The sequence below is a fragment of the Streptomyces sp. CC224B genome, from assembly GCF_030010595.1.
GTDB lineage: Bacteria > Actinomycetota > Actinomycetes > Streptomycetales > Streptomycetaceae > Streptomyces > Streptomyces longispororuber.
Genome location: NZ_JASCXL010000034.1, coordinates 16,355 through 40,914, shown reverse-complemented (window position 1 = coordinate 40,914; position 24,560 = coordinate 16,355). Strand labels below are relative to the sequence as shown.

Sequence of the window (24,560 nt, the reverse complement as noted above, 5' to 3'; positions counted from 1 at the left end):
GCACGACCGTGCCGGGGCGTCACGGGGCATCACGGGGTACGAGGGGCGGCTGTGGCCGTCTCCGGTTGAAGGGGGAAACACCTGATGAGACGTTCGTTGCGCATGTCCACGACTGCCGCCTTGGCGGCGGCCCTCACCTGTCTCAGCTGGCCGGCGGGGGCGGTGAGCGACGACCGGGGCGCGCGCACCGAACGGGTCAGCGTGGCGCCGGACGGCGCCGGCGGCAACCGCCACTCGGAGGATCCCACGGTCAGCGCGGACGGACGCGTCGTGGCGTTCATGTCGTCGGCGACCAACCTGGTGCCGGGAACGGACGTGCCCAGCAACGTCTTCTACCGGACGGCTCCCGGTGCGCCCCTGCAGCGCGTGGTGGTGCCGGGTGAGTCGACGATGGCGCCCCGGGTCTCCGCTTCGGGGCACCACCTGACGTTCACGTCGTACGCGGCCACGACCCAGCAGTACTCCGTCCACGTGATGGACCTGCGCACCGGGCGCGTCGAGCCCGTGGCGCCCGCGCTGGAGGGCGGCTACCGCGCGTACCACGGCGCGGCCCCGCTCAGCGCCGACGGACGCTACGTCGCCTTCGTGGCCCGGACCGCGGCCGACGAGGACGGGGTGTCCCGCTGCCGGGTCATGCTCCTGGACCGCCGGACCCAGCGGCTGTGGCGGGCCGGACCCTCCACGACCCGCGACTGCGCGGACGTCTCCATGAGCGCCGACGGCCGCAAGGTGGCCTACCGGGTCGGCTACTCGGGGCCCTCGGACGACGACAAGGCGGACATCCTGGTGTACGACCGGGTGACGGGGAGGACCGTGCAGGCCGACGTCACCCACGACGGCGCGCCCGCCGACAGGTCGGCGCTCTCCCCGGTGCTGAGCACCGACGGCTCCAAGGTCGGCTTCAGCTCGGTGGCCACGAACCTGGTTCCGGGCACCGACCCCAACGGGGACTCCGGGACCTCCTGGAACGCGTTCGTACGCGACCTGCGCACCGGGACACTGAAACGGTACGACGGCCACACCCCGACCGATCTCACCTTGCTGTCGGGCCTGTCGGCGGACGGCTCGAAGGTGCTGCTGAACACGGCCGACGCTGACCGCAGGACACTGGGGCTGATCCTGCGCGACCCCCGCACCGATCACGAGGAACTGCTCTCACCGGGACAGGACGGCAAGCCCGTCACCGTCGGGGAGGCGTCACTGAGCGCGGACGGGTCGACGGCGGTCTTCGACTCCTACTACCCCGGCCTGGTGCCCGAGGACACGAACCTGATCGGAGACGTCTTCGTCCGCACCCTGCGCTGAACCGACTGACTCCGCGAGGCTTCTCGATGCCGCGGCCACTCCTCTCTTCGTGGCCGTCGGGACCCGCGAGGACACCCACCTGCGCACAACCCCACGCCGCCCGACGAGGCTTCGGCGCGGCGTCGGGGTTGTTCTCACGCGGGTGCGGCTTCCGGGGCGTCGGACGTGCGCGGGGCGGCGATGCGCTCGACGCGCGGCTGAGCGAGCCGGGCGTAGTCGGCACCGGAGACGGCTGCTGAGCGGTCGAGACGGGCGGCGTTGAAGTAGAGCTGCGGCTGGGTGACGACGTCGGGGTCGGCGACGAGTTCGAGGGCCGGGTCGAAGGTGAACGGGAGCACGGTGCCGGGCACGGCACGGGCCAGCCGCTCGGCGGTGGCCGCGTCGCTGAACCCGACGTACCGCGCGTGGAACAGCGCGCGGACGGCGTCCAGGTCGACGCGGCGGTCCCCGGGCACGACGGCGAGCACGTGGCGGGTGGTCCGCCGGTCGGTCTTGACGCGCAGGACGATGCACTTCGCCGCCTGGGACACGGGGTGCCCGCGCAGGACGCTGACCGAGTCCGTGGTGCCGTCCGGTTCGTGGTCGATGAGCCGGTAGGGCGTCCCGGTGGTGTCGAACAGGTCGATCAGGCGCTGATAGGTGTCGTTGACAGGCACGTTGCGTCCTCTTTCGCGGGTTGCGTGGGCTGCCCGAACCGCCGCGCGAGCCGGAGCGCACGGGCTCCTCGGCTCCCGTGCCCCCCTGCCCGCCATGCCGAGGGAGGGCGAGCGTGGCCGTCTCGGCCGCGAGGCAGCCGGCACCCCGGACGAGGGCGGCCAGGAGGAGCACCGCATCGGTACGGCGGGCAACGGGCATGCGCCCACGCTGCACCACCAGCACGTTGAAGACCAGAACCATCCTCTTAACCAAAGATGTAGCCGCCCTACACTGTCGGCATGGATGAGCGGCAACTGCGGATCCTGCGCGAGCTGGGGGAGTTGGGCAGCGTCAGTGCCGTGGCCGAGGCCCTGCACGTCACGCCCTCCGCGATCTCGCAGCAGTTGCGACTGCTCCAGCGCTCCCTGCCGGTTCCGCTCACCGAGCGCGCCGGGCGCCGGGTGGTGCTGACCGACGCCGGGCAGGCCCTCGCCGAAGCCGCCATCGAGGTGGAGTCCGCCCTGGCCCGGGCGCGGCACACCCTCACCGACTTCGCGGGGCGCCCGGACGGCGTGGTGTCGGTGGCGGCGTTCCACAGCGCGGCCTCCGCCTTCTTCCCGCTGCTGCTGCGCGGCCTCGACGGCCCGGACGGCCCCCGCCTGGCGCTCGCCGACGAGGACGTCCCCCAGGACCGCTTCCCCGCGCTCACCCGCGACCACGACCTCGTACTCGCGCACCGCCTCGACCACGGCGCGCCCTGGCCGCGCACGGTGGCCTCCACGACCCTGCTGCGCGAGCCCCTCGACGTCGCTCTGCCGGCCGGCCACCCGCTGGCCGCCCGGCCCGAGGTGACGCCAGGGGACGTGGCGGACCAGCCCTGGATCACCGTTCACGACGGCTTCCCGCTGATGGCGACCATCGAGGCCATCGCCAGTGTCGCCAACCGCCGGCTCGACATCGTCCACCGCATCAACGAGTTCGCGGTGGTCGCCGAGGCCGTGGCCGCCGGTGGCGGCCTCGCGCTGCTGCCTCGCTGGACCGCCCGCGCCCACCCCGACGTCGTCCTGAGACCGCTGACCGGGGTCCACGCCCTGCGCCGTATCGACGTGCTCCACCGGCCGGAACGCACCGCGCGCAAGGCCGTCCGGACCGTCCTCGCCGCACTGCACAGCGCGGCCGCGGCGGTGCGGGGCCACGAAGGCGACGCAGCGCCCCGGCCCGCCGGAGACTGACCGCGCCCCGGACCCCGGCCGGAGCGCCCTGGGCCTGTCCGCTGTCGTACACGCCTGGCCGGAGTGGTCGGCAGGGCCGGTACGCGAACCACTGCACCTGTGGTCCGGGGCCCGTTCCGTGCCTGCATAGAGTCTGCGGCATGAGCATGGAACACACGGAACGTACGACCGCCGCCTGGCAGGAGTTGGCGGCATGGCTGCGCGTGCACGCCCCCACCTCGCACGCGTCGATTCTGCCCCCTGCCGCCGTGGCCGAGGTCGCGGAAGCGGAAGGCCGTCTTCGGGAACACTGCGGCTACGGCTTCCCGCCCGAGCTGGTGGCCCTGTGGGCCGTGGCCGGAGGGGTGCGGCACGTGGACATCGACGAGTACGACGAAGAGGGCGAGGTGGCCACGGGGCGGTTTCTGCCGCACGGGCTGCTGCTCACCCCGGCCCAGTCGATCCGGCCGCGGCTCGCCGGGTTCGACCACCAGGGCAAGGACTACTGGGCAGGCGCGCAGTGGGTGGCCCCTTTCGGCAACCACCGCGAAGCCACCGACACGGGCCTGTACCTGTCGGCCGTGGGGCTCGGTGAGTGGAGCAGCTACGAGGGCCTTATCCAGGGAGAGCCGCTGTACCCGTCGATCGCCGCCTACCTGGAAGCGGTCAACCGAACGCTCGCGGAGGGCCCGGCCGACCTGATGGGCTCGCAGGTGCCGGGCATCGTGTACGGCTGCCTCGTCTGGCAGGACCCGCAGGCGCCGAGCCTGGACGAGACCTTCGACGACTGGCGGCCCGTGCACTGAACAGCGGTGGTCCCGCTCCGGCGGACCGGAGCGGGACCACTTTCCTACGACCGTGAGGAGGCCGGGGTCACGGCTTCTTCATGGTGCAGACCAGCTCGGCCTTCGTGGTGTCACACTCCTTGAACCAGGCGTTGCCCGGATCGAGGAAGTACGCCTCTTCGTCCAAGAGCCGCATCTGTTTCGCGAACTCGCCGAACGGCCTCATGGAACCCTGGTTGACGTCACCGGACATCGAGGACCGGCCGCAGTTCTCCGTGAACGACGGAGCGTCGTAGCGGGTGTCGTCCATGAAGTGGACGCTGCCGTCGTCCGCGGTGGCGGACACCGTCTGCATGCAGGACGCGCCGGCGCCCGGTGCCTCGTTCTGACCGCCGTCGGCCTTCTTCATGCCGGCGGACTGGTAGGTCGAGGCGAACGGGAACTCGTCGCAGTTGACCTCGTCGAAATGCGGCCCGACGTGGTGCAGAACCGTCTTCGGGTGGGGCAGGAACGTCTTGCGCGGAACCCACCCGGTGCCCGCCGACTTCGAGCCCTGGTAGCGGGTGCACATCGCGTCGCGGCTCTTCTGCGGGTCGTAGCCCTGCTTGTTCCGCGCCTTCGGCGGCAGGTACTGGAGCGGCTTGTCCCAGCTCTGCCCCAGGCCCTTGACCTTCGACTTGTTCTGGATGAGCCAGGCGTGCGCGGCCGCCTCGGGGTAGGCGGCGGTGTTGAACTGGTACGTCGGAGCGTACTGCGGCAGCACACAGCCCGCGGGACCGTAGGAGCCGACCTTGTCGCAGGTCACGAGCAGCTTCGGAGACTCCCACTGCCCGTAGTCGTCCCTCCACTCGCCCTTCTTGCCGTTGAGGCCGGGCGGGGGCTCGACCTCGGTGGCGGGCCGGCCGGAGAAGAACACCGCCATGGTCTTCGACAGGTCGTTGTCCGTGGTGCCGGAGGCGTTGTTGACGTTGCCGTTCCACTTGTGGTCGGCCGTACCGGTGGCCATGTGGGTGTCGACCGGGGTGTTGCCGTTCATGCCTCCCTTCCAGGTGAGGTCGCCGAAGAAGTCGAACTTCTGCCGCGCGCTGTCGCCGCCCGTGTTGCAGCCGTCGCTCACACACATCGAGTCGAACCAGGCGCCCGGGTTGCCGGCGCCCATCACGACCGCACGCTCATTGCCCGGGAAGTTGTTGAAGACCGGGTTGATCTGCACCCACGTCTTGATGGCGTCGCCGCGGGAGTCGGTCTTGACCTGGAAGTGCACTTCGAAGTTGGCCCGGTACTTCACCGGCACGACACCGTCCTGCAGCTTGCTCTCCGCGACGAACTGGAGGTCCAGGAAGACGCATGCCTCGGTGCGGGTCATCAGGGATTTCTGCGCCGCGCCGAAGAGGCTGGGCTGGCACCAGGCGTCCTTGACGACCGGGTCCGGGTACGAAGCAGCGCGCGTGGCGCGCTGCTTCGCGGCCTTCCGGGTGAACTCCTTGGAAGCCCGGTCCTTCGGAGTGACGGTGACCTCGGAGTGCGCGCCGGTGCGGAAGGTACGGGCCGTGGGGCCGCCGCCGTTCTTCCAGTTCTTCCACGCGGGCTGCGGGGGATCGGACGGCTCCGGCTGCTGCGAGCTGGAGTCGTTGGCCGGCAGCTTGATGTCGATCTTCGGCTTGCGGTTGTAGTCGCGGTTGCCCGCGGTGAAACCGTAGTCCTTGATGGGGCCGACGTTGTCCGCGCGGTCCACGGTGCGGGTCTGCACCACGTGGTTGCCGTCCGCGGCCGGAGTGACGCTGTACGAAGCCGTGTTGCCCACCGGGGGCGCGGCGACGCCACGCGGAGCCGGGGCCTTCGACGCGCCGGTGGCGGCGGTGGTCCAGTTGGCACCCTCGGCGTCGTCCACGAACGGGTCGAGGCGGAACTGCACGTCGCGTGCGTCCGCCACCCCGGTGTCCACGTGGAACAGGCCCGCGACACCGGCGCCTCCGCCGCCCCAGTTCTCGGGGTAGGTGGCGGACGTGACGCTCTTCGGCTCGCCGGGGGCGGTGGTGTCGACGACGAACGAGGTCCAGGCGGACCAGTCCTCGCTGTGGTGGGTGCCGTCATAGGCAGACGTACGGAACTTGTACGTCCGCCCGTCCTTGAGCTTGCCCGCCGGCACCTTCACCTCGGCCGGCTTGCCGGCGGGGACGTCCTTGGACACCAGGACGTCGAACTCGGTGCCGAGGTCGACGGGCTTGTTCGTCGCCGCGTCGTAGATCTCGAAGGTGGCGTTGACCTTGTCGTTGTTCGCGTCGTCGAAGGTGTCGCGCAGGGTGGGCGTCGTGGTGTTGACGGCCCAGACACCGGCGTACGACTTGAACGGGGAACCGGCCTGCCGCTTGTCCGCAGAGGCGGGCCGGTAGTTGTAGGTGACGGTCAGCTTGGGCTGGTCCTTGGTGGCGTTGGCGGAGTTGACGCGCTTCCAGTCCTGGACGTTGTCGGAGTAGGCGCGCAGGCCGCTGGTGCCCGTGCCCGACTTGGCCGACGCCCAGGTCTGTACGAGTTTGGTGACGTCGGCGTTGATCCACCCGTCACCCTGCCCCGCGCAGCCGGAGTTGCCCTTGGTCTCACTGGCGTGCGTGAACTGCTGGCGCCACTTGCCGACCGTGTCCTGGTTCGCCCAGGTGACGGAGCCGGAGGGGTCGTCGGTGTCCCAGACCGTCCAGCCCTTGGGCTTGCAGTCGGTGTTGCCGGAGTGGAAGTTCCACAGGGACAGGGTCGCCTTCTCGATGAGGGCGTCCTTGACCGGCTCGGTGTTCCACTTGATGTACGAACGGGCCGTACGCGGTGTGCCGTCGCCGTTCTTCGTGCCGGGGTTTCCCAGGTCGAGCTCGACGTCGGACCAGAACGACTTGGTCTCGCCCTGCTGCACGTAGGTGTCGCCCAGGTTCGACAGCGCGCTGGTGGCCGGGTCGACGGTGACCGGGAACCGGGTCTTCGGGTCGGCCAGCCACGCGGCATCCGGAGTCATGACCAGGTCGACGTCGCCCCCGCCCCGGTTGACGACCTCGACGTCGACGGGGGCCCGGTTCGTGTGCAGCCCCGAGCCCTTGTGGACGGAGGCGTCCCACATCACCGGCGCGGGCATCACGGCCTCTTCCGTGCCCGTGGCCGGGTCGGTGAAGCTGATGGAGCCGTCCTTGTTGGCCTTGGCCTCAAGGTTCCGGGTCTTGACCGGCAGGGTGTAGGTGTAGGCGCCCGCGGGGCGCTTCTTGATCTCGACGAACTGCTCGAAGCCGCTGCGAGTGGCTTCCACGATCACGTCGGCGTCAGGCAGCGCGTCCTCGTACGTGGCGCGGGTGCCGTCCAGGACCGGTGCGGGCAGGCCGCCCTTCCACTGGAGCGTGATCTGCTTCTCGCCCTCGCCCAGGGTGACCAGGTCACGGGCGGGCGCGGCGGCCGCCGCGCGGAGCGAACGCGGCGTCGTGCCGCTCTTGCCCGCCAGGCGCAGGCCGCCGGGGTGGTTGCGGGCGGTCACGGCGCCGTCGGCGGCGGCCTTCAGGGTCGCGTCGGCCTTGCGCCACCTGCCGTCGCGCCAGACGCGCTCGGGGCCGGAGGTCAGCTCGGTGGTCAGGGTGCCGTCGGGGTTGGCGACCGTGTAGGTGGTGGCCGTCGTCTCGTCGTCGACGACGACCTTCTTACCGGTCTTCCTCGCCTCCACGACGGCCCACGCCTTGGAGCCCTTCGCGTGCGAGGCGGCCCACTTCAGGTCGGACTCGAGAACGTCCTTCTTGGACACCTTGGTGGGCCGGGTGCTGCCCGTCTCCGGGTCGGCCGGCGCGGAGACCGCGGTGCCGGCGACCGACAGCAGACCGGCTTCGGCCACGACCACGAGGGCCGTGGCCAACGCCAGGCGGCGGCCTCTTCGCCCGGCCGATATTCGACTGTTACGTTTCACTATGTCCCTTTGTATACGCATGTGTCGCGCCGTCAAAAGCGCAACGAGCGGGGACTTTACCTGCACATGACCACCTGGTGCAGACCAATGTGTCCGGTCTCACCGCGGCCTTCGACATCTGCCTGCGGGATCTGCCTGCGGGCCGCCCTCACGTCCTCGACGGCTTCGCCTCCAACGGCACGACATGAGACGCAGTCCGCGCGTGACGTGCTCCCCGGCGCGCTCCAGGTCGCGGGTATGTGGTCCACTCAGCGGAATCTTGCTTGGCCTCCCGCGCTGCCGTCGGGCATCGTCGGCTTACTTGCATGTCCAGTACGGCTCAACGAACTCATGCGGTGACACGCGCTGTTCGCCGGGCCGATGACAGAAAGCCAAGGAGAGCCATGGGGAAGACAGATGGGAAACCGGCTGTCCGCAGCGGCGGCACCTACGCCTTGGTACTCGGAGGCGCCAGGAATCTGTCGGTGCCGCCCCGGCGGCGCGCGCCCACAGCGGCGCCCTGGACGTTTCAGATTCCTGGGACCTCGCCCCGTAAAAGCCGAGCAAAAAGGCGGAGCTGCGCCTGCCGCTTCTCTTCTTCCCTTTCCGCGGTGCCCTCCGCGTAGTTCTCGACACCCTCGCCGAGCATTACAGGGGGCGATGTGTTTGCTTCAGCAGATGCTGTGAGGTCCGCCCGACGCGCCATGGCCCGACCACGCGTGCCGCTCACCCGCCCCTCCTGTTGATCCGTCAGCTGCCAGTCCGTCAGCTGTCAGTCCGTCAGTCGCCAGCCCGTCAGTCGTCAGGGGCTCTGCCGGTCCCGCTGCCCAGGTGCCCTTGGCGCCCGCCTCCGCCTTCGCGTACGCCCGCGTCCCGCCATGTCGTCATACTCGAAAGGACCACGTCATGTCCGTCACCACCGCCACCGAACGCGCCACCACGCTCGTCGGCAACCGCCCCATCGTCGGTCTGCTCACCGACTTCGGACTCGTCGACGACGCCGTGGGAATCTGCAAAGGGATGGTGCTCGGCATCGCCCCCCAGGCGAACATCGTCGACGTCACCCACGACGTCACCCCCTTCGACATCTACGAAGCGAGCCTCTACATCCGGGACTCCTTCCGCTACTTCCCCGCCGACGCGATCTTCGCGTGTGTGACGTTTCCGCACACGGGTGTCCAGGACGACGCGATCGGGCTGCGCACCCCGCAGGGCCACACCTATTTCGCCCCCAACAACGGGTTGCTCACGCGCATCGTCGTGGAGGCGGGAGTGGCCGAGGTGCGGCACATCACGGCGGACAAGGTGCGCCGGCCCGTCATCGACCCCACGTTCTACGGCCGTGACATCGTCATGTCCGCGGCCGCGCACATGGCCAACGGCGTGCCTTTCGCCGAAATAGGCGAAGAACTCGCCGCCACCGACATCACCTTGCTCGAGACGGCACAGCCCGAACTCGTCGACGGCTGGGTCGTCGGCGAAGTCGCCCTTCTCGACAAGAACTACGGCAACGTATGGACCAACATCACCCGCGAATTCCTTGAGGCGCAGCGCATCGCATTCGGTGCCGAACTGGAAATCGAAGTGAACGGCACCTTCATGCGCACCCCGCTGCGCCATACCTTCGGTGAGACGGGCGAAGGCGAACCGCTGGCCTACATCGCCAGCCGCAATCAGCTCGGCCTCGCCCTGAACCAGGGCAACTTCGCCGCCCGGCACGGCATCGAGCGCGGCCACACCGTCCGACTGCGCGCACGGTGACACGGACCGGGACGGCACCACCGGCGCCACCTGCACCGGCGGCACGACCTGCACCGGCGGTACGACCCGCACCAGCGGTACGACCCGCGCCACCGGCACAACCACCACCACGGGCACCGCCGGAACCACCGCCACCAACGGCACCCGCGGCACCCCCGGTCACCACCGACACGTAACGCCCTCGGAAAGGCCCCGCCCATGCCCGCGCACGGCTACGCTTTCGCGCTCCTGACCGCCGCGTTCTTCGGGGCGGGCGCCGTCCTGGCCAACCGGGTCACCGTCGACATCCACCCGCTGCTGACCACCGAGCTGAACCTGGCGATCGGCGCCGCGCTGCTGGGCACCTACCTGGCAGCGCGCCACCGGCCGCTGCTGCCCCGCGGCCTCGACCGCGGCGACCGGATACGGCTCGGCTTCGTCTCCGTCATCGGTACCGGCCTCTCCCTCGCCCTCGTCGTCACGGGACTGAGCATGACCAGCCCCGTCAACGGCGGCTTCCTCATCCAGCTCCAAGGCCCCGTCGCCGTGCTCGCGTCCGTGGCGGTCCTCGGTGACCGGCTGCGCTGGTGGCAGACGCTGGGCCTCACGGTCACCCTGTTCGGCGGGCTGCTCGTCGTCATGCGCAGCCCCACCGCCGGACTCACCTCCCTGCGCGCCGGAGACCTCCTCGTCCTCCTCGGGGCACTGCTCGCCGGGCTCGCCTACCTGCCCGCCAAGACCCTCATGGACCGGGTGCCGCCCCTGCAACTGAGCCTGTGGCGGCTGCTGCCCGCCGCAGTCGTCCTGCTGCCCGTCCTGCCCCTCGTGCCGGGCCGCCTGCGCTGGCACCCCGACGCCGCCACACTGACCCTGCAACTCGTCCTGGCCGTCACCAACTTCTGCCTGGCGTACGTGACCCTGCACCAGGCCCTGATCCGGCTGCGGCCCTGGCAGACGGCCGGTGTGCTGCAACTGGAGCCCGCCTTCACCGTCGTCATCAGCCTCGTGGCCCTCGCCCTGGCGCCCACCCCGCTCCAGCTCGCGGGCGGTGCCCTGATGATCGCCGGTGGCCTGGCCGCCCACCGCCCCGACCACGGCGCGGCCCTCGCGAAGGCCGGGCCCCCGACCCCCGCCGAACCCCTCCGGAACAGCCAAGGGAGCACCCGATGAAGGCGATCCGCGTCCACGCCCACGGCGGACCGGAACAGCTCCGCCTCGAAGACATCCCCCTGCCCGAGCCCGCCCCCGACGAGATCCGCCTGCGCACCGACGTCATCGGCGTCAACTACGTCGACGTCTACCACCGCACCGGCTCCATGCCGCTCCCGCTGCCCTACACCCCCGGCATGGACGCCGTCGGCACGGTCGACGCCGTCGGCGCCGACGTCACCGAACTCGCCGTCGGCCAGCGCGTCGCCTACGCCGAGGCGCCCGGCGCCTACGCCGAGTTCGTCACCGTCCCGGTCCGGCTCGCCGTGGCGGTGCCGCCGGCCCTGGACCCGCGCCTGGCCGCGGCCGCCATGCTCCAGGGGATGACCGCCCACTACCTGGCGCACGACGCGCACCCCGTCGCCCGGGGCGAGACCGTCGTCGTGCACGCCGCGGCGGGCGGCGTCGGCCAGTTCCTCGTGCAGTTCGCCAAGCGGGCCGGAGCCCGGGTCGTCGGCACCGTCTCCAGCGACGCCAAGGCCGCGCTCGCCGCCGAACTCGGCGTCGACACCGTGGTCCGCTACGACCGGGACGACTTCACCGCCGCGGTGCGCGCCGCCACCGACGGCGCCGGTGCCCACGCCGTCTACGACTCCGTGGGCCGGCGCACCTTCCACGCGAGCCTCGACGCGCTGCGCCCGCGCGGCTCCCTCGTCCTGTTCGGACAGGCCAGCGGCAAGGCCGAGCCCATCGACCCCTTCCTGCTCGCCCAGAAGGGCTCCCTCAAGCTCACCTGGCCCACCCTCACCCACCACGTGCTCACCCGCGAGGAGTTCACCACCCGCGCCGAAGCCGTCTTCGCGGGCCTGCTCGACGGGACGCTGCGCGCCCGCGTCGACGCCGAGTTCACCCTGGCCGACGCCGCTGCCGCCCACGCCCACCTGGAGCGCCGCGCCAGCCTCGGCAAGGTCCTGCTGCACCATTCCTGACCCGCTGATCCGGAGGACACCGGCACCATGCACCCGCACACCCCGCACCCTTCGCCCCGCCGGGAGGTGGCCGTCGTCGGCGCGGGCCCGCGCGGCCTGGCCGTCCTCGAGCGCCTGTGCGCCAACGAGCGCGCCGACCCGCGCCCCACCCCGCTCACCGTCCACGTGATCGACCCCTACCCGCCCGGCCCCGGCCGGGTCTGGCGCACCGCCCAGTCCCGGCTGCTGCTGATGAACACCGTGGCCAGCCAGGTCACCGCGTACACCGACGCCACCGTCACCATGGCCGGGCCCGTCGAGGAGGGCCCCAGCCTCTACGCCTGGGCCAAGCACACCGCCCTGCCCGGCAGCCCGGCGGAGTACGACGACCAGGTGCGCGCCGAGGCCCGCGACCTGCTGCCCGACTCCTACCCGACGCGCGCCTTCTACGGCCGCTACCTGCAGGACGTCCATGCCTGGGTGACGGCCGCCGCGCCCGCGCACTGCCGCATCGTGGAACACCGCACCCGCGCGGTACGCCTCACCGACGCGCACGGGGGCCCGGACGCCGCCCAGGTGCTCACCCTCGCCGACGGCACCCGCCTGGAGGGCCTGGGCGCCGTCGTCCTCGCCCAGGGGCACCTCCCGGCCGCCGCCACCGCCCACGAGGACCGCTTCGCCCGCGCCGCCGCGGCCCACGGCCTGACCTACGTGGGCCCCGCCAACCCCGCCGACCTCGACCTGTCCGTGCTGCCGCCCGGTGAACCGGTGCTGCTGCGCGGCCTCGGCCTGAACTTCTTCGACCACCTGGCGCTGCTCACCCGCGGCCGCGGCGGCCTGTTCACGCGGCAGCGCGGCCGGCTCGTCTACCAGCCCTCCGGGCGCGAGCCTGTCATCGCCGCCGGATCCCGCCGCGGCCTGCCCTACCACGCGCGCGGCGAGAACGAGAAGGGCGCCCACGGCCGGTACACACCGCGCCTCGTCACCCAGGAGACGGCGGCCCGGCTGCGGCGCCGCGGCGCACGCGCCCACTTCGGCACCGACCTGTGGCCGCTGATCGCCAGGGAGGTCGAGAGCGTCTACTACGGCACCCTCCTGGCCTCCCGCGGACACCCCGGCGCCACGGACTTCGCCGACCGCTACCTGGCCGCCCCCGACGAGCGGGCGCTACGACGCCTCCTGGACGCCCACGGCATCGCCGAGGCCGACCGCTGGGACTGGGAGCGCCTCGCACGGCCGCACCACGGGCGCCGCTTCGCCTCCCGTGCCCACCACCGCGCCTGGCTGCTGCGCCACCTGGCCGACGACGTGCGCGCCGCCCGGCAGGGCAACCTCAGCGGCCCCCTCAAAGCCGCCCTCGACGTGCTGCGCGACCTGCGCAACGAGATCCGGCTCTGCGTCGACCACGGAGGGGTGGACGGCACCTCCTACCGCGACGACCTGCAAGGCTGGTACACACCCCTGAACGCCTTCCTGTCCATCGGGCCGCCCGTCTCGCGCGTCGAGGAGCTGCGCGCCCTCGTCGAGGCCGACGTGGTCCACCTCCTCGGCCCCGACCTGGACGTCACCCTCGACACCCAGGGCCCCGCGCCCGCCTTCACCGCCCGTTCCCCCGCCGTCGACGCGCCCCCCGTCAGGGCCACCGCGCTGATCGAGGCCCGCCTGCCCGAGCCCGACCTGCGGCGCACCGGCGACGCCCTGCTGCGCCACCTGCTCGCCGCCGGAGAAGTCACCCCGTACCGCATCGAAGGAAGGAACGGCCCGGACCACGAGAGCGGCGGACTCGCCGTCACCCCGCGCCCGCCCCGCCTCCTCGACGCCCGCGGCCGGGCCCACCCGCGCCGCTTCGCCTACGGCGTGCCCACGGAGGGCGTGCACTGGGTCACCGCCGCCGGCATCCGCCCCGGAGTCGACTCGGTGACCCTCGGCGACGCGGACGCCATCGCGCGCGCCGTGCTCACGCTGCGCCCCGCCCGCCCGCGCCCCGCGACACCCCACGGCCGCGACCTGGACCTGATGGAGGCGACCCCATGACCCACCCCGCACCGTCCGGGCGGCCCGCACCGGAAGCGACGGGAGTGCCCGCCCCGACGGGACCGGACAGCGGGCACGGCAAACCGCCCGCCGCGGGGACGGCGACGGCCGACGACAGCGGGCTGCTGTCACCGGTGCGCGTGGGCGTCCCCGTCGAGGAGGCGGTCGGCGACCGCGCCTGGCTCCAGGCGATGCTCGACGCCGAGGCGGGCCTGGCCCGCACCCAGGCCGCCGTCGGCACCGTCCCGGCGAGCGCCGCCGACGCCATCACCGGCGCCGCGCGGGCGGAGTTCTTCGACCCGCGCGCGCTGGCCCTGGCCTCCCGCGCCACGGCCAACCCCGTGGTCGGCCTCGTCCGCGCCCTGACCGACGCCGTCGCACGGCGCGACCCGCGCGCCGCCGAGTACGTCCACCGCGGCTCCACCAGCCAGGACATCCTCGACACCGGCGCCATGCTGGTCGCCGCACGAGCCCTGACCCTGGTGCGGGCCGACCTCGAGCGCGCCGCGTCCGCCCTCGCGGGCCTCGCCGACCGGCACCGGGGCACGGTCACCGCCGCCCGCACCCTGGGCCTGCACGCCGTCCCCACCACCTTCGGCCTCAAGGCCGCGGGCTGGCGCTCCCTCGTCCTGGACGCCGAGCACCGCCTGGCCGTCGTACAGCGGTCCCTGCCCGTCTCCCTGGGCGGCGCGGCCGGCACCCTGGCGGGCTACCTGGCGTACGCCCGCCGCGGCACCACCGCGCCCGCCGGCCAGGACACCGGCTACGCCGAGCGCCTGGTCGACGCCTACGCCGCCGAACTGGGCCTGGCACGCCCCGCGCTGCCCTGGCACGCGCTGCGCACCCCCGTCGCCGACCTGGCGGCCGCCCTGGCCTTCACCGCCGGGGCGCTCGGCAAGTTCGCCGCCGACGTGACCACCCTGAGCAGGACCGAGATCGCGGAGGTCGCCGAGCCGACGGGGACGGGACGCGGCGCCTCGTCCGCGATGCCGCACAAACGCAACCCCGTCCTCGCCACGCTCATCCGCAGCGCCGCCCTCCAAGTCCCCGCCTACGCCACCGTGCTGACCCAGGCCCTGGTGTCGGAGGACGAGCGCGCGGCCGGCGCCTGGCACGCCGAGTGGCTGCCGCTGCGCGAATGCCTGCGCCTGACCGGTGGCGCGGCGGCGACCGCGTACGAACTCGCCGCAGGCCTGGTCGTACGGCCGGAGCGCATGCGGGCCAACCTCGCGCTGACCAGGAGCCAGATCGTCACGGAACGCCTCGCGGCGGCCCTGGCGCCCCACCTCGGCCGGGCCCGGGCCGCACGGCTGCTCACCGACGCCTCCGCGCGGGCGGACCGGGAGTGCCTGACCCTCGCCGCCGTGCTGGCCCAGGACCCCGACGTCGTCGGGCACCTGGACGCCGCCGCCCTGGACGCCCTGCTCGACCCGGCCGACTACACGGGCGCCGCCGACCGCCTCGTCGCCGGGGCCCTGCGCCGGGCCTGCGCCGCCCCGCACGCCCCCACCACACCCCGCTGAGCCCTTCGCCACCGCGCACCCGCCGACCCAAGGAAGCCGCCATGGCCACCCGCCTGTTCACCTCGGAATCCGTCACCGAAGGCCATCCCGACAAGATCGCCGACCAGATCAGCGACACCGTCCTCGACGCCCTCCTGAAAGCCGACCCCGCCTCCCGGGTCGCCGTGGAGACCCTCCTCACCACCGGGCAGGTGCACATCGCCGGGGAGGTCAGCACCACGGCGTACGTCGACATCGCCGCCCTGGCCCGCAACAAGATCCTGGAGATCGGCTACGACGCCTCGGCCAAGGGGTTCGACGGCGCCTCGTGCGGGGTGTCCCTGTCCATCGGCACCCAGTCACCCGACATCGCCCGGGGCGTCGACGCCGCGTACGAACAGCGCGTCCTCGGCGCCGACAACCCCCTGGACGCCCAGGGCGCGGGCGACCAGGGCCTGATGTTCGGCTACGCCACCGACGAGACACCCACCCTCATGCCCCTGCCCATCGACCTCGCCCACCGCCTCTCGCGCCGCCTCGCGCAGGCCCGCCGCGACGGGTCGATCCCCTATCTGCGCCCCGACGGCAAGACACAGGTGACCATCGAGTACCAGGGCAGCCGCCCGGTCCGCCTCGACACCGTCGTCGTCTCGACGCAGCACGCCCCCGACGCCACCCTGGACGGCCACCTCACCCCCGACATACGCGAGTACGTCGTCGAACCCGTGCTGCGCCACCTGGCAGAGGACGGCACCAAACTCGACACGGAGGGCCACCGCCTCCTGGTCAACCCCACAGGCCGGTTCGAGATCGGCGGGCCGATGGGCGACGCGGGCCTCACCGGCCGGAAGATCATCATCGACACCTACGGCGGTATGGCCCGCCACGGCGGCGGCGCCTTCTCCGGCAAGGACCCCTCCAAGGTGGACCGCTCGGCCGCGTACGCGATGCGCTGGGTGGCCAAGAACGTCGTCGCGGCCGGCCTCGCCTCCCGCTGCGAGCTCCAGGTCGCCTACGCCATCGGCACGGCCGAGCCGGTCGGCCTGTTCGTGGAGACCTTCGGCACGCACACCGTGCCCGCGGAGCGCATCGAGAGGGCCGTCACCGAGGTCTTCGACCTGCGCCCCGCGGCCATCATCCGCGACCTCGACCTACGCCGCCCCATCTACGCGCACACCGCCGCCTACGGCCACTTCGGGCGGGAGCGGCCCGAGTTCACCTGGGAGCGCACCGACCGCGTGGCCGCGCTGCGGCACGCGGCCGGATGACGTACCGCCGCCGGGCGTGCGGACCGCTCCCGCTCCGTCGGGCGGGGGACGCGGGGGCGTGTGCGGTCAGACGGGGCGCACGGCGACCGCGTCCACCTCGAAGAGCATGCCCGGCAGGGCGAGCGAGGCCACGCCGCTGAGCGTCTGGGCCGGGAGCCGGTCGCCGAAGCGGGCGTGCAGGGCCTTGCCGAGGACCGCCAGCTTGTCGAGGTCGTGGTCCACGATGTACGTGCCGAGGCGGACGACGTGCTCGAACCCGAGCCCGACGCCCTCCAGGGCCGAGCGGAGCCGCTCGAAGGCCAGGTCCACCTGCGCCGCGAAGTCGCCGGGCACGGGCGCGCCGGTGGCGTCGGAGGCGTACTGGCCGCCGATGTGCACGGTCTCGCCGGGGGCCGAGACGGCGTGGCTGTAGCCGAAGGGCGTCGGGTCGTGCAGCGTGGGCGGGTTGGTGATGGTGCGCTGGTCGTGCGTCATGTGCGGGCGTTCCTTCAGGTGCGCGGCCGCCGTGCCGGGTGGCGAGGGCGGCACCGGTCAGGGAGCCGGACGGATCCCTCGTGCGCTGCAACATCCGGTGCCGTTCCTCGCATTCCGCCGTCCGGGAGCGCGGGTGCCGCCACACACGGAGGATGCCGTCTCGCGGGAGGTGCCACTTCATGGGAGCTGACATCTCAGCGAGGTGGCACACCACCGAGAGTGCCACCTCACGGAAGGTGCCGCCCGCGGCGCGTCAGCCCTCCGGCTTCGCCTCCGGCTCCGGCTGCGACGCGGCCGCTGTGTCCTGCGGCGGCGCGGGCTGCTGCTCACCGGCCTCGGGGGCGCTGTAGAACACGGAGTTCTTCTGCTTGGACCGCTGGGCCTGCCCCTTGGCGACCAGGTTCTCCAGCGTGGTGCGGACGACCGTGGTCTTGACGGCGCGCTCGGGGTGGTTCTGCGTGAGCGCCGCGGTGACCTCGGCGGCCGAGCGGGGTTCCTTCTGCTCGCCCAGGTGCGCGCGCACCAGCTCGATGAGCGTCGGCCCGGTCGGGGACGCGGCCTTGGCCCCGTCCTTGGTCTTGGCCTTCTCCTTGCCGCTGCTCTTGGGCGGCGCGGGCTTCTTGCGCCCGGGTCGCTTCGTCTTGGTCCCCGCCGAGCTCCCCCGGGTCTTGGTGGCGCGCGTGGCGGGACGGGATCCCCGGGGTGCCGGGACGCGCTTCGCGGGGGCCGCCTCGGCCTTCGCCCCGGCTTCCTCCGTGGCCTGTGATACGGCTTCTTCCGCGGCCCGCGGCCCAGCCTCCGTGGACTGCTCAGCCTCCGTGGACCGCACGTCCTCCTGGGACTGCTCGGCCTGTGTGGACTGCTCGCCCAGGAGCCGCTGCAGCCTCAGCAGCAGTTCCCGGTCGCGCCGCAGACCCTGCAACCTCTCCTGCAGGGCGATCACTTCCGCACCGATGCGGTCCTGTTCCGTGGCGTTGCGCTCAAGGTCCGCCGACAGTTGCGCGGCGTATTGACTCTCGAGCCCGGTCGGTTCGGTCAGGGCGTCAGACATGGCGTCCACCTCTCCTGCGCTCTCCTGCGTACGAACGGGTGTTGGCGGATCCTACCCGTATGTTTCGCGCCATGATCCTGTGTGCGCGGGGTGGGATTGGTCCGAAGACACGGCACACAAGAACGGCTGCTTCCGTCCCAAGTTACGCTGTCCTACCCCGGATGCAGATCTTCACGTGTGTTCTGCGGCAGACAATTCCTCCGACGTCATGGAAGAGTCACACGTCAGAGAAGAGCCACACGACGGCGGACGAGCCACCCGGCGGGGGAGAGCCACCCTCACGGAGTACGGCCGTACGAACGCGCGCGGTGCGGCACGCCTCAGGAGCCATGAGCGCGGGAGGCGCGGTCAACTCCCGCGCAGCACATGCACCATGCGGCTGACGTGGGCCTACAGTGTGGGGATGAACTCCCTGTCGGAAGACCCGCAGAGGCGCGTCGGTGAGAGTGAGCGTGACGAGGCCGTGCGGCGTCTGCAGGAGGCGTACGCCGCGGGACACGTCTCCCACCAGGAGATGGACGCCCGCCTCGACCAGGTGCTCACCGCCACGACGCACGACGAGGTCGAGGCGGCCCTGGCCGCGCTCCCGCGGGAGGAGAAGGGCACCACCGCCACGATCAACGCCGCCACGGGCCGCATCAAGCGGCGCGGCGCCTGGCGGGTGCCCCGGCACCTCAAGGTGGAGTCCGCGTACGGCAGGGTGCGCCTGGACCTGTCCCGCGCGGTCATCGAGCACCCGGTCATCGACATCGAGCTGCACCTCGGCACCGGCAGGGCCGGCATCACCGTGCCCCGCGACGCGGTCGTCGACTTCGACGACCTGTACACCGGCCTGAAGGACACGCGCTACAAGCCCCCGCGGCGCCCCGGCCCGGGCAGGCCCAGGATCCGTGTCTTCGGCGCGATGGGCATGGGCCGCCTGACGATCCGCCACGCCCGGCGCTGACACGGTCCGGCTGCTCCGCGTCCGGGTGGGACCTGTCGTACGGCCACCCGGTCGCGTACGCGTGGACGTCGGGCCCGGCACGGCGCGGGGGACCGGTCGACGGACGGACGCGTACGCGTTCCGCGTCGGGTCTCAGGCGCGAGACGTGGTCCGCAGTGCCCGGACCGACCAGTCGAGCACCGGGGCGAGGCTCTCCGGGACCGGCCAGCCGTTGACGAGCGCGAGCAGGCGCAGGTACTGGTCGCGGCGCGGGTCCTTCATGTCCTCCAGGCGGTCCGCCAGGCGGTGGCGGAGCATCGTGTCGGCGGCGGCGCCGCGGTCCTCGGTGTGGCCGAGGACGCGGCCGTAGTGGGCGACGACGGGGGCCATGACCGTGGCGGCCGCCGCCGACGCCGGGTCGACACCGGCTGCCAGGGCCGGTTCGACCCGGGCGCGGACCGCCTCGGCGAGGACGACGGGGAGCCCGGTGGTGTCGTCCCGCGCGCGGTCGGCCGCCAGTTCCCCGGCCATCCGGTTCATGCTGGAGCGGAAGTCCGCGTCCTGGAACAGCTCCGCCAACTCCGCCCAGGCGGCCACCTGTTCCGGGTCCGGGTGGTCGGGCAGCTCCGGCGTGAGGGACCGCGTCACCGCGGTGAACGCGGGGTGGGCGCGCAGCCCGCCGAAGACCGCGTCGAGGAAGTCGTCGACCAGGCGCTGCCGCTCCCGCCCGGAGAGCCGGGTCAGGCGGTGCAGGAGCCCCAACTCCTCCGGTGTGCAGCCGCGTCCGGCCGCCGCCGTCAGCACGGCGCGGCGCAGCCGCAGCACCCGGATCTGCACGTCGAGGGCTTCGGCGTGGGCCGCGGCCACCTCGGACAGCGGGACCTCCCGCTCGACCACCTTGCGGACGGTGGCGAGGTCGAGGCCCAGCTCGCGCAGGGTCCGCACGAGGTCGAGGCGGGCCACGGCACCGGCGTCGTAGCGCCGGTACCCGGCCCGGCTGCGGTCGGCCGGGGGCACGACGCCCGCGTCGGAGTAGAACCGGATGGTCCGGACCGGGAGGCCGGTCCGGCGGGACAGTTCACCGATGGAGAGGAGCGCGTCGCCGTTCATGACCCCATCGTGCGGTCTCCCCCCGCTGGAGACTCCATACGTGTGGCACACAAGGGGTTTCCGGACGGGGAGGCGACGCGGGATCATCGCGTGATGACCGAGATCGTGTTGATGTCAGACGCCAGGGTCGCCGCGATACCCGTGGCGGAGTGCGGGGAACACCTCGTCGACGTACGCCGTCACGGCGGGCTGCTGGTCGACGACCGGCAGCAGGACGCCGCGGGCGTCTTCGCGTACGTCCGCGCCGGCCTGCTGGAACGGCTGCTGAAGGCCCAGACGCTGCTCCCGGACCGGTTGCGTCTGGTGTTCGTCGAGGGGTACCGGCCGCTGGCGCTGCAGCGGTCCTACTTCGAGGAGCACATGCGCGAGTTGCGCGCGTTGCACCCCGACTGGTCCGCCGAGCGGACCCACGCGGCGGCGAGCCGGTACGTGTCACCGCCGTCCGTCGCCCCGCACAGCGCCGGCGCGGCCGTCGACCTCACCCTGGCGGACGCCGACGGGCGCGAACTCGACATGGGCACGCGGCTGGACGCGGACCCCGAGGACAGCGACGGCGCCTGCTACACCCATGCCGCGAACATCAGCGCGCGGGCCCGCGCCAACCGGGAGACGCTCGGTTCCGCCCTCACCGCGGCGGGCCTGGTCAACTACCCCACCGAGTGGTGGCACTGGTCCTTCGGCGACCGCTACTGGGCGCTGGTCACGGGGGCGCCCGCGGCCCTCTACGGCCCGCGGGAAGACCCCGTGTCCGGCGGTCCCGTGTCCGGCGGCCCGGCGTCTGGCGGTCCCGCTGGTTCCGCCGGTCCCGCGGCTGACGGTTCCGTGTCGGACGGTCCTGACAGCCGTGGAGGCAGCGTGCCGTCCCGCGACCCCGCGCACCCCGAGCAGGCCAACGTGGTTCAGGAGTCGGGCGTACGGGGTCTCTGAGCCGTGCCGAGGCCCGGGGCACACGCGCTGCGGCGACTCGGCGGTCCAGCGGCTCCGTGGATGTCCGCGTGCCGTGGCGGGGCGCTCCGGCGGCCGTCTCACGTCCGCAGGACGAGGTCCCGCAGCCCGGCCCCGGTCGTGTCCGTGCCGCGGGCGAAGGCGGCCACGTAGGCCTCGTCGCCGAGGGCGGCGCGGGCCCTGCGGACCGTACGGACGTGGACGTCGTAGAACGGGGTCAAACCGTCGAGGGAGACGCCCGTCGTGCGGCGCAGCCGGGCGGCGGCGCCGAGGAGCCGCGCGGCGTAGTCCGGCTCGCCCGTGGCCTCGGCGGCCCAGGCGAGCGACTCCACGCCCCACACCGGCCCCCAGCGGTCGTCGATGGCCCACTGGGGCAGGAGGCTGTCACGCACCAGGCGGACGGCGGCGCCCGGGTCGCCGTGCAGCAGCTCGGTCAGGCCGTGCACCCACAGGGTCCACGAACCGGCCCAAGGCCCGCCGTGGGTCCGGCCGTCGGCCACGTACTCCTGACAGGCCGCGAACGCCGCCTCCCGCTCCCCGAAGAAGCCGCACGCCATCGCCCACAGCATGGTCGCCATATGGGCGTCGCCGGTCAGGCCCGCCTCCCGCATGCGGGCCCGGGCCCGGTCCAGAAGCGCGATCGACGTGCCGCAGCCGTGGATGAGTATGGCGTCGGCGCCCCGGATGAACAGCACCTGGGGGAGCGCGGGGCCGTGCGGCAGCCGCGCCGACATGGCGTAGCAGTCGTCGAGGAAGCGGCGCGCGGCGGGCCGGTCCCCCTGGCACAGCGCGATCCACGACTGGAGGCTGACCGCCCCGATGCGGACGGGGTCGGGAGGGGGCCCGGACGACGGCACCTCGTGCGCCGCGGCTGCCCCGGCCCCGCCGTCGGCCCCGGCGTGGGCCCCGGCCTCCGCGGCCAGGGTGCGCTCGAACCAGTGGCGCCCTTCGCCGAGCGTGCTGCTGAAGAACCAGAACCGGGTACGGGTGAGGCTCGTCGCGATCTCCAGGCCCGCGGCGGCGGCGCCGGGGTGCGTGGCGCCGAAGTCCAGGGCCGCCCGGATGTTGAGCACCTCGTGGCGCAACCGAGCCAGCCAGTCGACCTCCTCGGGGCCGCACCAGCGGGCCGCGGCCGCGGCGGCCAGCGAGCGGTAGTAATCCAGGTGCCGGCGGCGCAGCGCGGTCTCCTGGCCCCGCTCGCGCAGCCGCGCCCGGCCGTACTGGCGGATGGTCTCCAGCATCCGGTACCGGGTGCGGCTGGCCCGTCTGCCGGTGCTCAGGATGGACTTCGCGACCAGCGCGGACAGCAGCCGTACGACCTCCTCGCGGTCGATCCCGTCGCCCGAGCAGACGGTCTCGGCCGCCTCCAGGCCGAAGTCGCCGGAGAAGACGGACAGCCGCGCCCACAGCAGTTGCTCGGACCCCGTGCACAGGTCGTGGCTCCAGTCGACCACGCCGCGCAGCGTACGGCCGTACCGGGACGCGGACGTGGCGCCGCCGTGGGCGTCGACGTCGGCCAGCACCTGGAAGCGGTCGTCGAGGCGTTCGAGGATCTCCTCCACCGACAGGGTGGCGAGGCGGATCGCCGCCAGCTCGATGGCCAGCGGGATGCCGTCCAGGCGCCGGCACAGGTCGCGCGCCGTGTCCCCGTGCGCGGCGGCCACGGCGAGGCCCGGGGCCGAGGCGAGCGCCCGGTCGGCGAGCAGGCGCAGCGCCTCGTCCTGCGCCAGCGGGGGCAGCGGCAGGACGTGCTCGCCCGGCACGCCGAGCAGATGGCGGCTGGTGGCGAGCACCCGCAGGCCGGGGGCCGCGCGCAGCAGCGCGTGCACCAGGTCGGCGGCGGCCGGTACGACGTGCTCGCAGTTGTCGAGGACCAGCAGGGCGCGCATGTCCCGCAGGCGCTGGACGAGCACCTCCCGCGCGGGCAGCGCGGAGTGGTCGCGGAAACCGAGCGCCTCGCACACGGCCCGGTCGAGGAGCCTGGGGTCGGTGAGCGGGGCCAGGTCCACCGCCCACGCCCCGTCCGGGCAGGACCCGGACACGTCGGCGGCCACGCGCAGCGCCAGCCGGGTCTTGCCCACCCCGCCCACGCCGGTCAGCGTGACGAGCCGGGCGATGTCCAGGAGCTGGGCGGCCTTGGCCCGCTCGCGGCACCGCCCGACGAACGACGTGGTGTCGGCGGGGAGTTGGGCACCGGGGCGCGGCACGGAACCGATGCCGGGGGCGGCCGGCTCCGGGCGGGGAGCGGGCACGGGCGCGTGCGGGGGAGCGCCGCCGCCCCGGGGCCCGGTGGCGCCGTGCGTGCCACTGGGGGCGGGGGAGGCGATGCCGCGCGCACCACCGGGGTCCGGGTTGGTGCCGCCGCGTGCGCCGTCGGGGGCCGGGGCGGCGGCACGGCGCGCACTGCCAGGGCCCGGGGCGGCGGCACGTGAACCACTGTCCTCGCGGGGGCCCGGAGTGGTGGCGCGCGGACCGCTGTCCTCGCGGGGATCCGGAGCGGCGGCACGCGGACCACGGCCCGACCCGGTGGTGGCGCCACGCGCCCCACTGGTGTCCCGGGCGGCGGCAGACGAGCCACCGGTGTCCAGGGCGCCGGCGGCGACGCGCGGCGCGGGACCGGCCAGGCTCGGGTCGTCGGCCAGCATCCGGCGGTGCAGGTCCCGCAGTGCGGCGCCGGGGTCCACGCCCAGTTCCTCGGCGAGCAGCGCGCTGACCGTGCGGTAGCAGCGCAGCGCCTCGCCCTGACGCCCCGCGCGGTGCAGGGCCAGCATCCGCTGCGCCCAGAACGGCTCCTGCAACGGGTGCGCCGCGGTCAACTCGGCCAGCTCGGGCAGCAGTTCGGTGTGCCGTCCCAGGCGCAGGTCGGCCCCGACGCGCAGTTCGAGGGCGACCGTGCGGCGTTCGAGGAGGGAGGGTACGACGTCGCGCTGGAGGGAGGCGGACGGCACGTCGGCCAGCGGGCGCCCCCGCCACAGCCCCAGGGCCTCGGACAGCAGCGCCGAGGCCCGCGCCGCGTCGCCCGCCGCCAGGGCCGACTTGGCGTGCCGCGTCAGGACGTCGAACCGGTGCAGGTCGAGCGCGCCCTCGGCGACGTCGAGCGCGTACCCGCGCTGGCAGGTCCGCACCGGTCCCTGACCGGCAGGGCCGGGGCCGCCGCACGCCCCGAGGGTGCGGCGCAGCCGCAGGACGTGGTTCTGCAGGGTGTTGCGGGCGCCCGCCGGCGGGTCCTCGTCCCACAGCCGGTCCACCAGGGTCTCCACGGGGACGACGCGGCCCGCGTCGAGCAGGAGCGTGGCGAGGACGATCCGCTGCTTCGCGGCCGGGACCGGCACGGCGGTGCCGTCGGACACCACCTCGACCGGCCCCAGCAGCCTGAACTCGAAGCCCATCGAGCCCCCGTCCGCGCCCGTGCCGAACGCCGCGCGTACGCGCACCGTCACTTGAGTATCGCACTGTGTGACGAGGGGCGGGGCTGCTCCGCCCAACCTCGCCCGGGCGCCCTCCTGGCGGGGCGTGTGACCGGGACGTGACCGCGACGACAGCGCCCGCC

The 24,560-nt window shown here is 73.3% G+C and carries 16 protein-coding genes and 1 pseudogene; 11 read left to right on the top strand and 6 right to left on the bottom strand.

The window, feature by feature from the left end:
- Positions 1-102 precede the first annotated feature (102 nt).
- Complete coding sequence (locus QK440_RS16165) at positions 103-1,305, top strand: hypothetical protein (RefSeq protein WP_282793792.1); 1,203 nt, start codon at positions 103-105, stop codon at positions 1,303-1,305.
- A 134-nt stretch (positions 1,306-1,439) separates the two neighbouring features.
- On the opposite strand, the gene QK440_RS16160 is transcribed toward QK440_RS16165, so the two are convergent.
- Complete coding sequence (locus QK440_RS16160; RefSeq protein WP_282793791.1) at positions 1,440-1,961, bottom strand: YbaK/EbsC family protein; 522 nt, start codon at positions 1,959-1,961, stop codon at positions 1,440-1,442.
- 279 nt (positions 1,962-2,240) lie between these two features.
- Between QK440_RS16160 and QK440_RS16155 the strand changes: the two genes are divergently transcribed.
- Both QK440_RS16155 and QK440_RS16150 read left to right on the top strand, forming a co-directional pair.
- Entirely contained in the window at positions 2,241-3,173 is a 933-nt protein-coding gene (locus QK440_RS16155) for a LysR family transcriptional regulator (RefSeq protein ID WP_282793790.1), read from the top strand.
- 140 nt (positions 3,174-3,313) lie between these two features.
- Entirely contained in the window at positions 3,314-3,958 is a 645-nt protein-coding gene (locus QK440_RS16150; protein WP_282793789.1) for a hypothetical protein, read from the top strand.
- Positions 3,959-4,025: 67 nt separating this feature from the next.
- Here QK440_RS16150 and QK440_RS16145 read toward each other — a convergent pair whose 3' ends face one another.
- Positions 4,026-7,865 carry a DNRLRE domain-containing protein gene (locus tag QK440_RS16145; protein ID WP_282793788.1) on the bottom strand — a complete coding sequence of 1,280 codons (3,840 nt, stop codon included), beginning with the start codon at positions 7,863-7,865 and terminating at the stop codon, positions 4,026-4,028.
- A gap of 885 nt (positions 7,866-8,750) precedes the next feature.
- On the opposite strand from QK440_RS16145, the gene QK440_RS16140 reads away from it, so the two are divergent.
- The 6 genes from QK440_RS16140 to metK all read left to right on the top strand — a co-directional run bounded on the left by QK440_RS16140 (position 8,751) and on the right by metK (position 16,505).
- Positions 8,751-9,605: an SAM-dependent chlorinase/fluorinase gene (locus tag QK440_RS16140; protein WP_282793787.1), complete on the top strand. Its 855-nt coding sequence runs from the start codon at positions 8,751-8,753 to the stop codon at positions 9,603-9,605.
- Positions 9,606-9,803: 198 nt separating this feature from the next.
- Positions 9,804-10,754 (top strand): DMT family transporter, encoded by a 951-nt coding sequence (locus QK440_RS16135; protein WP_282793786.1) that lies wholly within the window; start codon positions 9,804-9,806, stop codon positions 10,752-10,754.
- Entirely contained in the window at positions 10,751-11,722 is a 972-nt protein-coding gene (locus QK440_RS16130; protein WP_282793785.1) for a quinone oxidoreductase, read from the top strand. The genes QK440_RS16135 and QK440_RS16130 overlap by 4 nt, the downstream gene beginning before the upstream one ends.
- Before the next feature lie 27 nt (positions 11,723-11,749).
- Complete coding sequence (locus QK440_RS16125) at positions 11,750-13,735, top strand: FAD/NAD(P)-binding protein (RefSeq protein ID WP_282793784.1); 1,986 nt, start codon at positions 11,750-11,752, stop codon at positions 13,733-13,735.
- Positions 13,732-15,258 (top strand): lyase family protein, encoded by a 1,527-nt coding sequence (locus QK440_RS16120; protein WP_282793783.1) that lies wholly within the window; start codon positions 13,732-13,734, stop codon positions 15,256-15,258. The genes QK440_RS16125 and QK440_RS16120 overlap by 4 nt, the downstream gene beginning before the upstream one ends.
- 41 nt (positions 15,259-15,299) lie before the next feature.
- Positions 15,300-16,505 (top strand): methionine adenosyltransferase, encoded by a 1,206-nt coding sequence (gene metK, locus QK440_RS16115; RefSeq protein ID WP_282793782.1) that lies wholly within the window; start codon positions 15,300-15,302, stop codon positions 16,503-16,505.
- Between the two features lie 66 nt (positions 16,506-16,571).
- On the opposite strand, the gene QK440_RS16110 is transcribed toward metK, so the two are convergent.
- Together QK440_RS16110 and QK440_RS16105 are read right to left on the bottom strand one after the other, a co-directional pair.
- Positions 16,572-16,979, bottom strand: coding sequence for a RidA family protein (locus tag QK440_RS16110; protein ID WP_282793781.1), 408 nt, complete (start codon positions 16,977-16,979; stop codon positions 16,572-16,574).
- A gap of 253 nt (positions 16,980-17,232) precedes the next feature.
- Positions 17,233-18,030 (bottom strand): hypothetical protein, encoded by a 798-nt coding sequence (locus QK440_RS16105; protein WP_282793780.1) that lies wholly within the window; start codon positions 18,028-18,030, stop codon positions 17,233-17,235.
- Between the two features lie 403 nt (positions 18,031-18,433).
- Here QK440_RS16105 and QK440_RS16100 point away from each other — a divergent pair, with 403 nt between their 5' ends.
- On the top strand, positions 18,434-18,976 hold the full coding sequence (locus QK440_RS16100) for a DUF1707 domain-containing protein (RefSeq protein ID WP_282793779.1): 543 nt from the start codon (positions 18,434-18,436) through the stop codon (positions 18,974-18,976).
- A 132-nt stretch (positions 18,977-19,108) separates the two neighbouring features.
- On the opposite strand, the gene QK440_RS16095 is transcribed toward QK440_RS16100, so the two are convergent.
- On the bottom strand, positions 19,109-20,065 hold the full coding sequence (locus tag QK440_RS16095) for a MerR family transcriptional regulator (RefSeq protein WP_282793778.1): 957 nt from the start codon (positions 20,063-20,065) through the stop codon (positions 19,109-19,111).
- 93 nt (positions 20,066-20,158) lie between these two features.
- Between QK440_RS16095 and QK440_RS16090 the strand changes: the two are divergent.
- A pseudogene (locus QK440_RS16090) lies at positions 20,159-20,803 on the top strand (M15 family metallopeptidase); the annotation flags it as partial.
- 287 nt (positions 20,804-21,090) lie between these two features.
- On the opposite strand, the gene QK440_RS16085 reads toward QK440_RS16090, so the two are convergent.
- Positions 21,091-24,450, bottom strand: coding sequence for a BTAD domain-containing putative transcriptional regulator (locus QK440_RS16085; protein WP_282793777.1), 3,360 nt, complete (start codon positions 24,448-24,450; stop codon positions 21,091-21,093).
- Positions 24,451-24,560 lie beyond the last annotated feature (110 nt).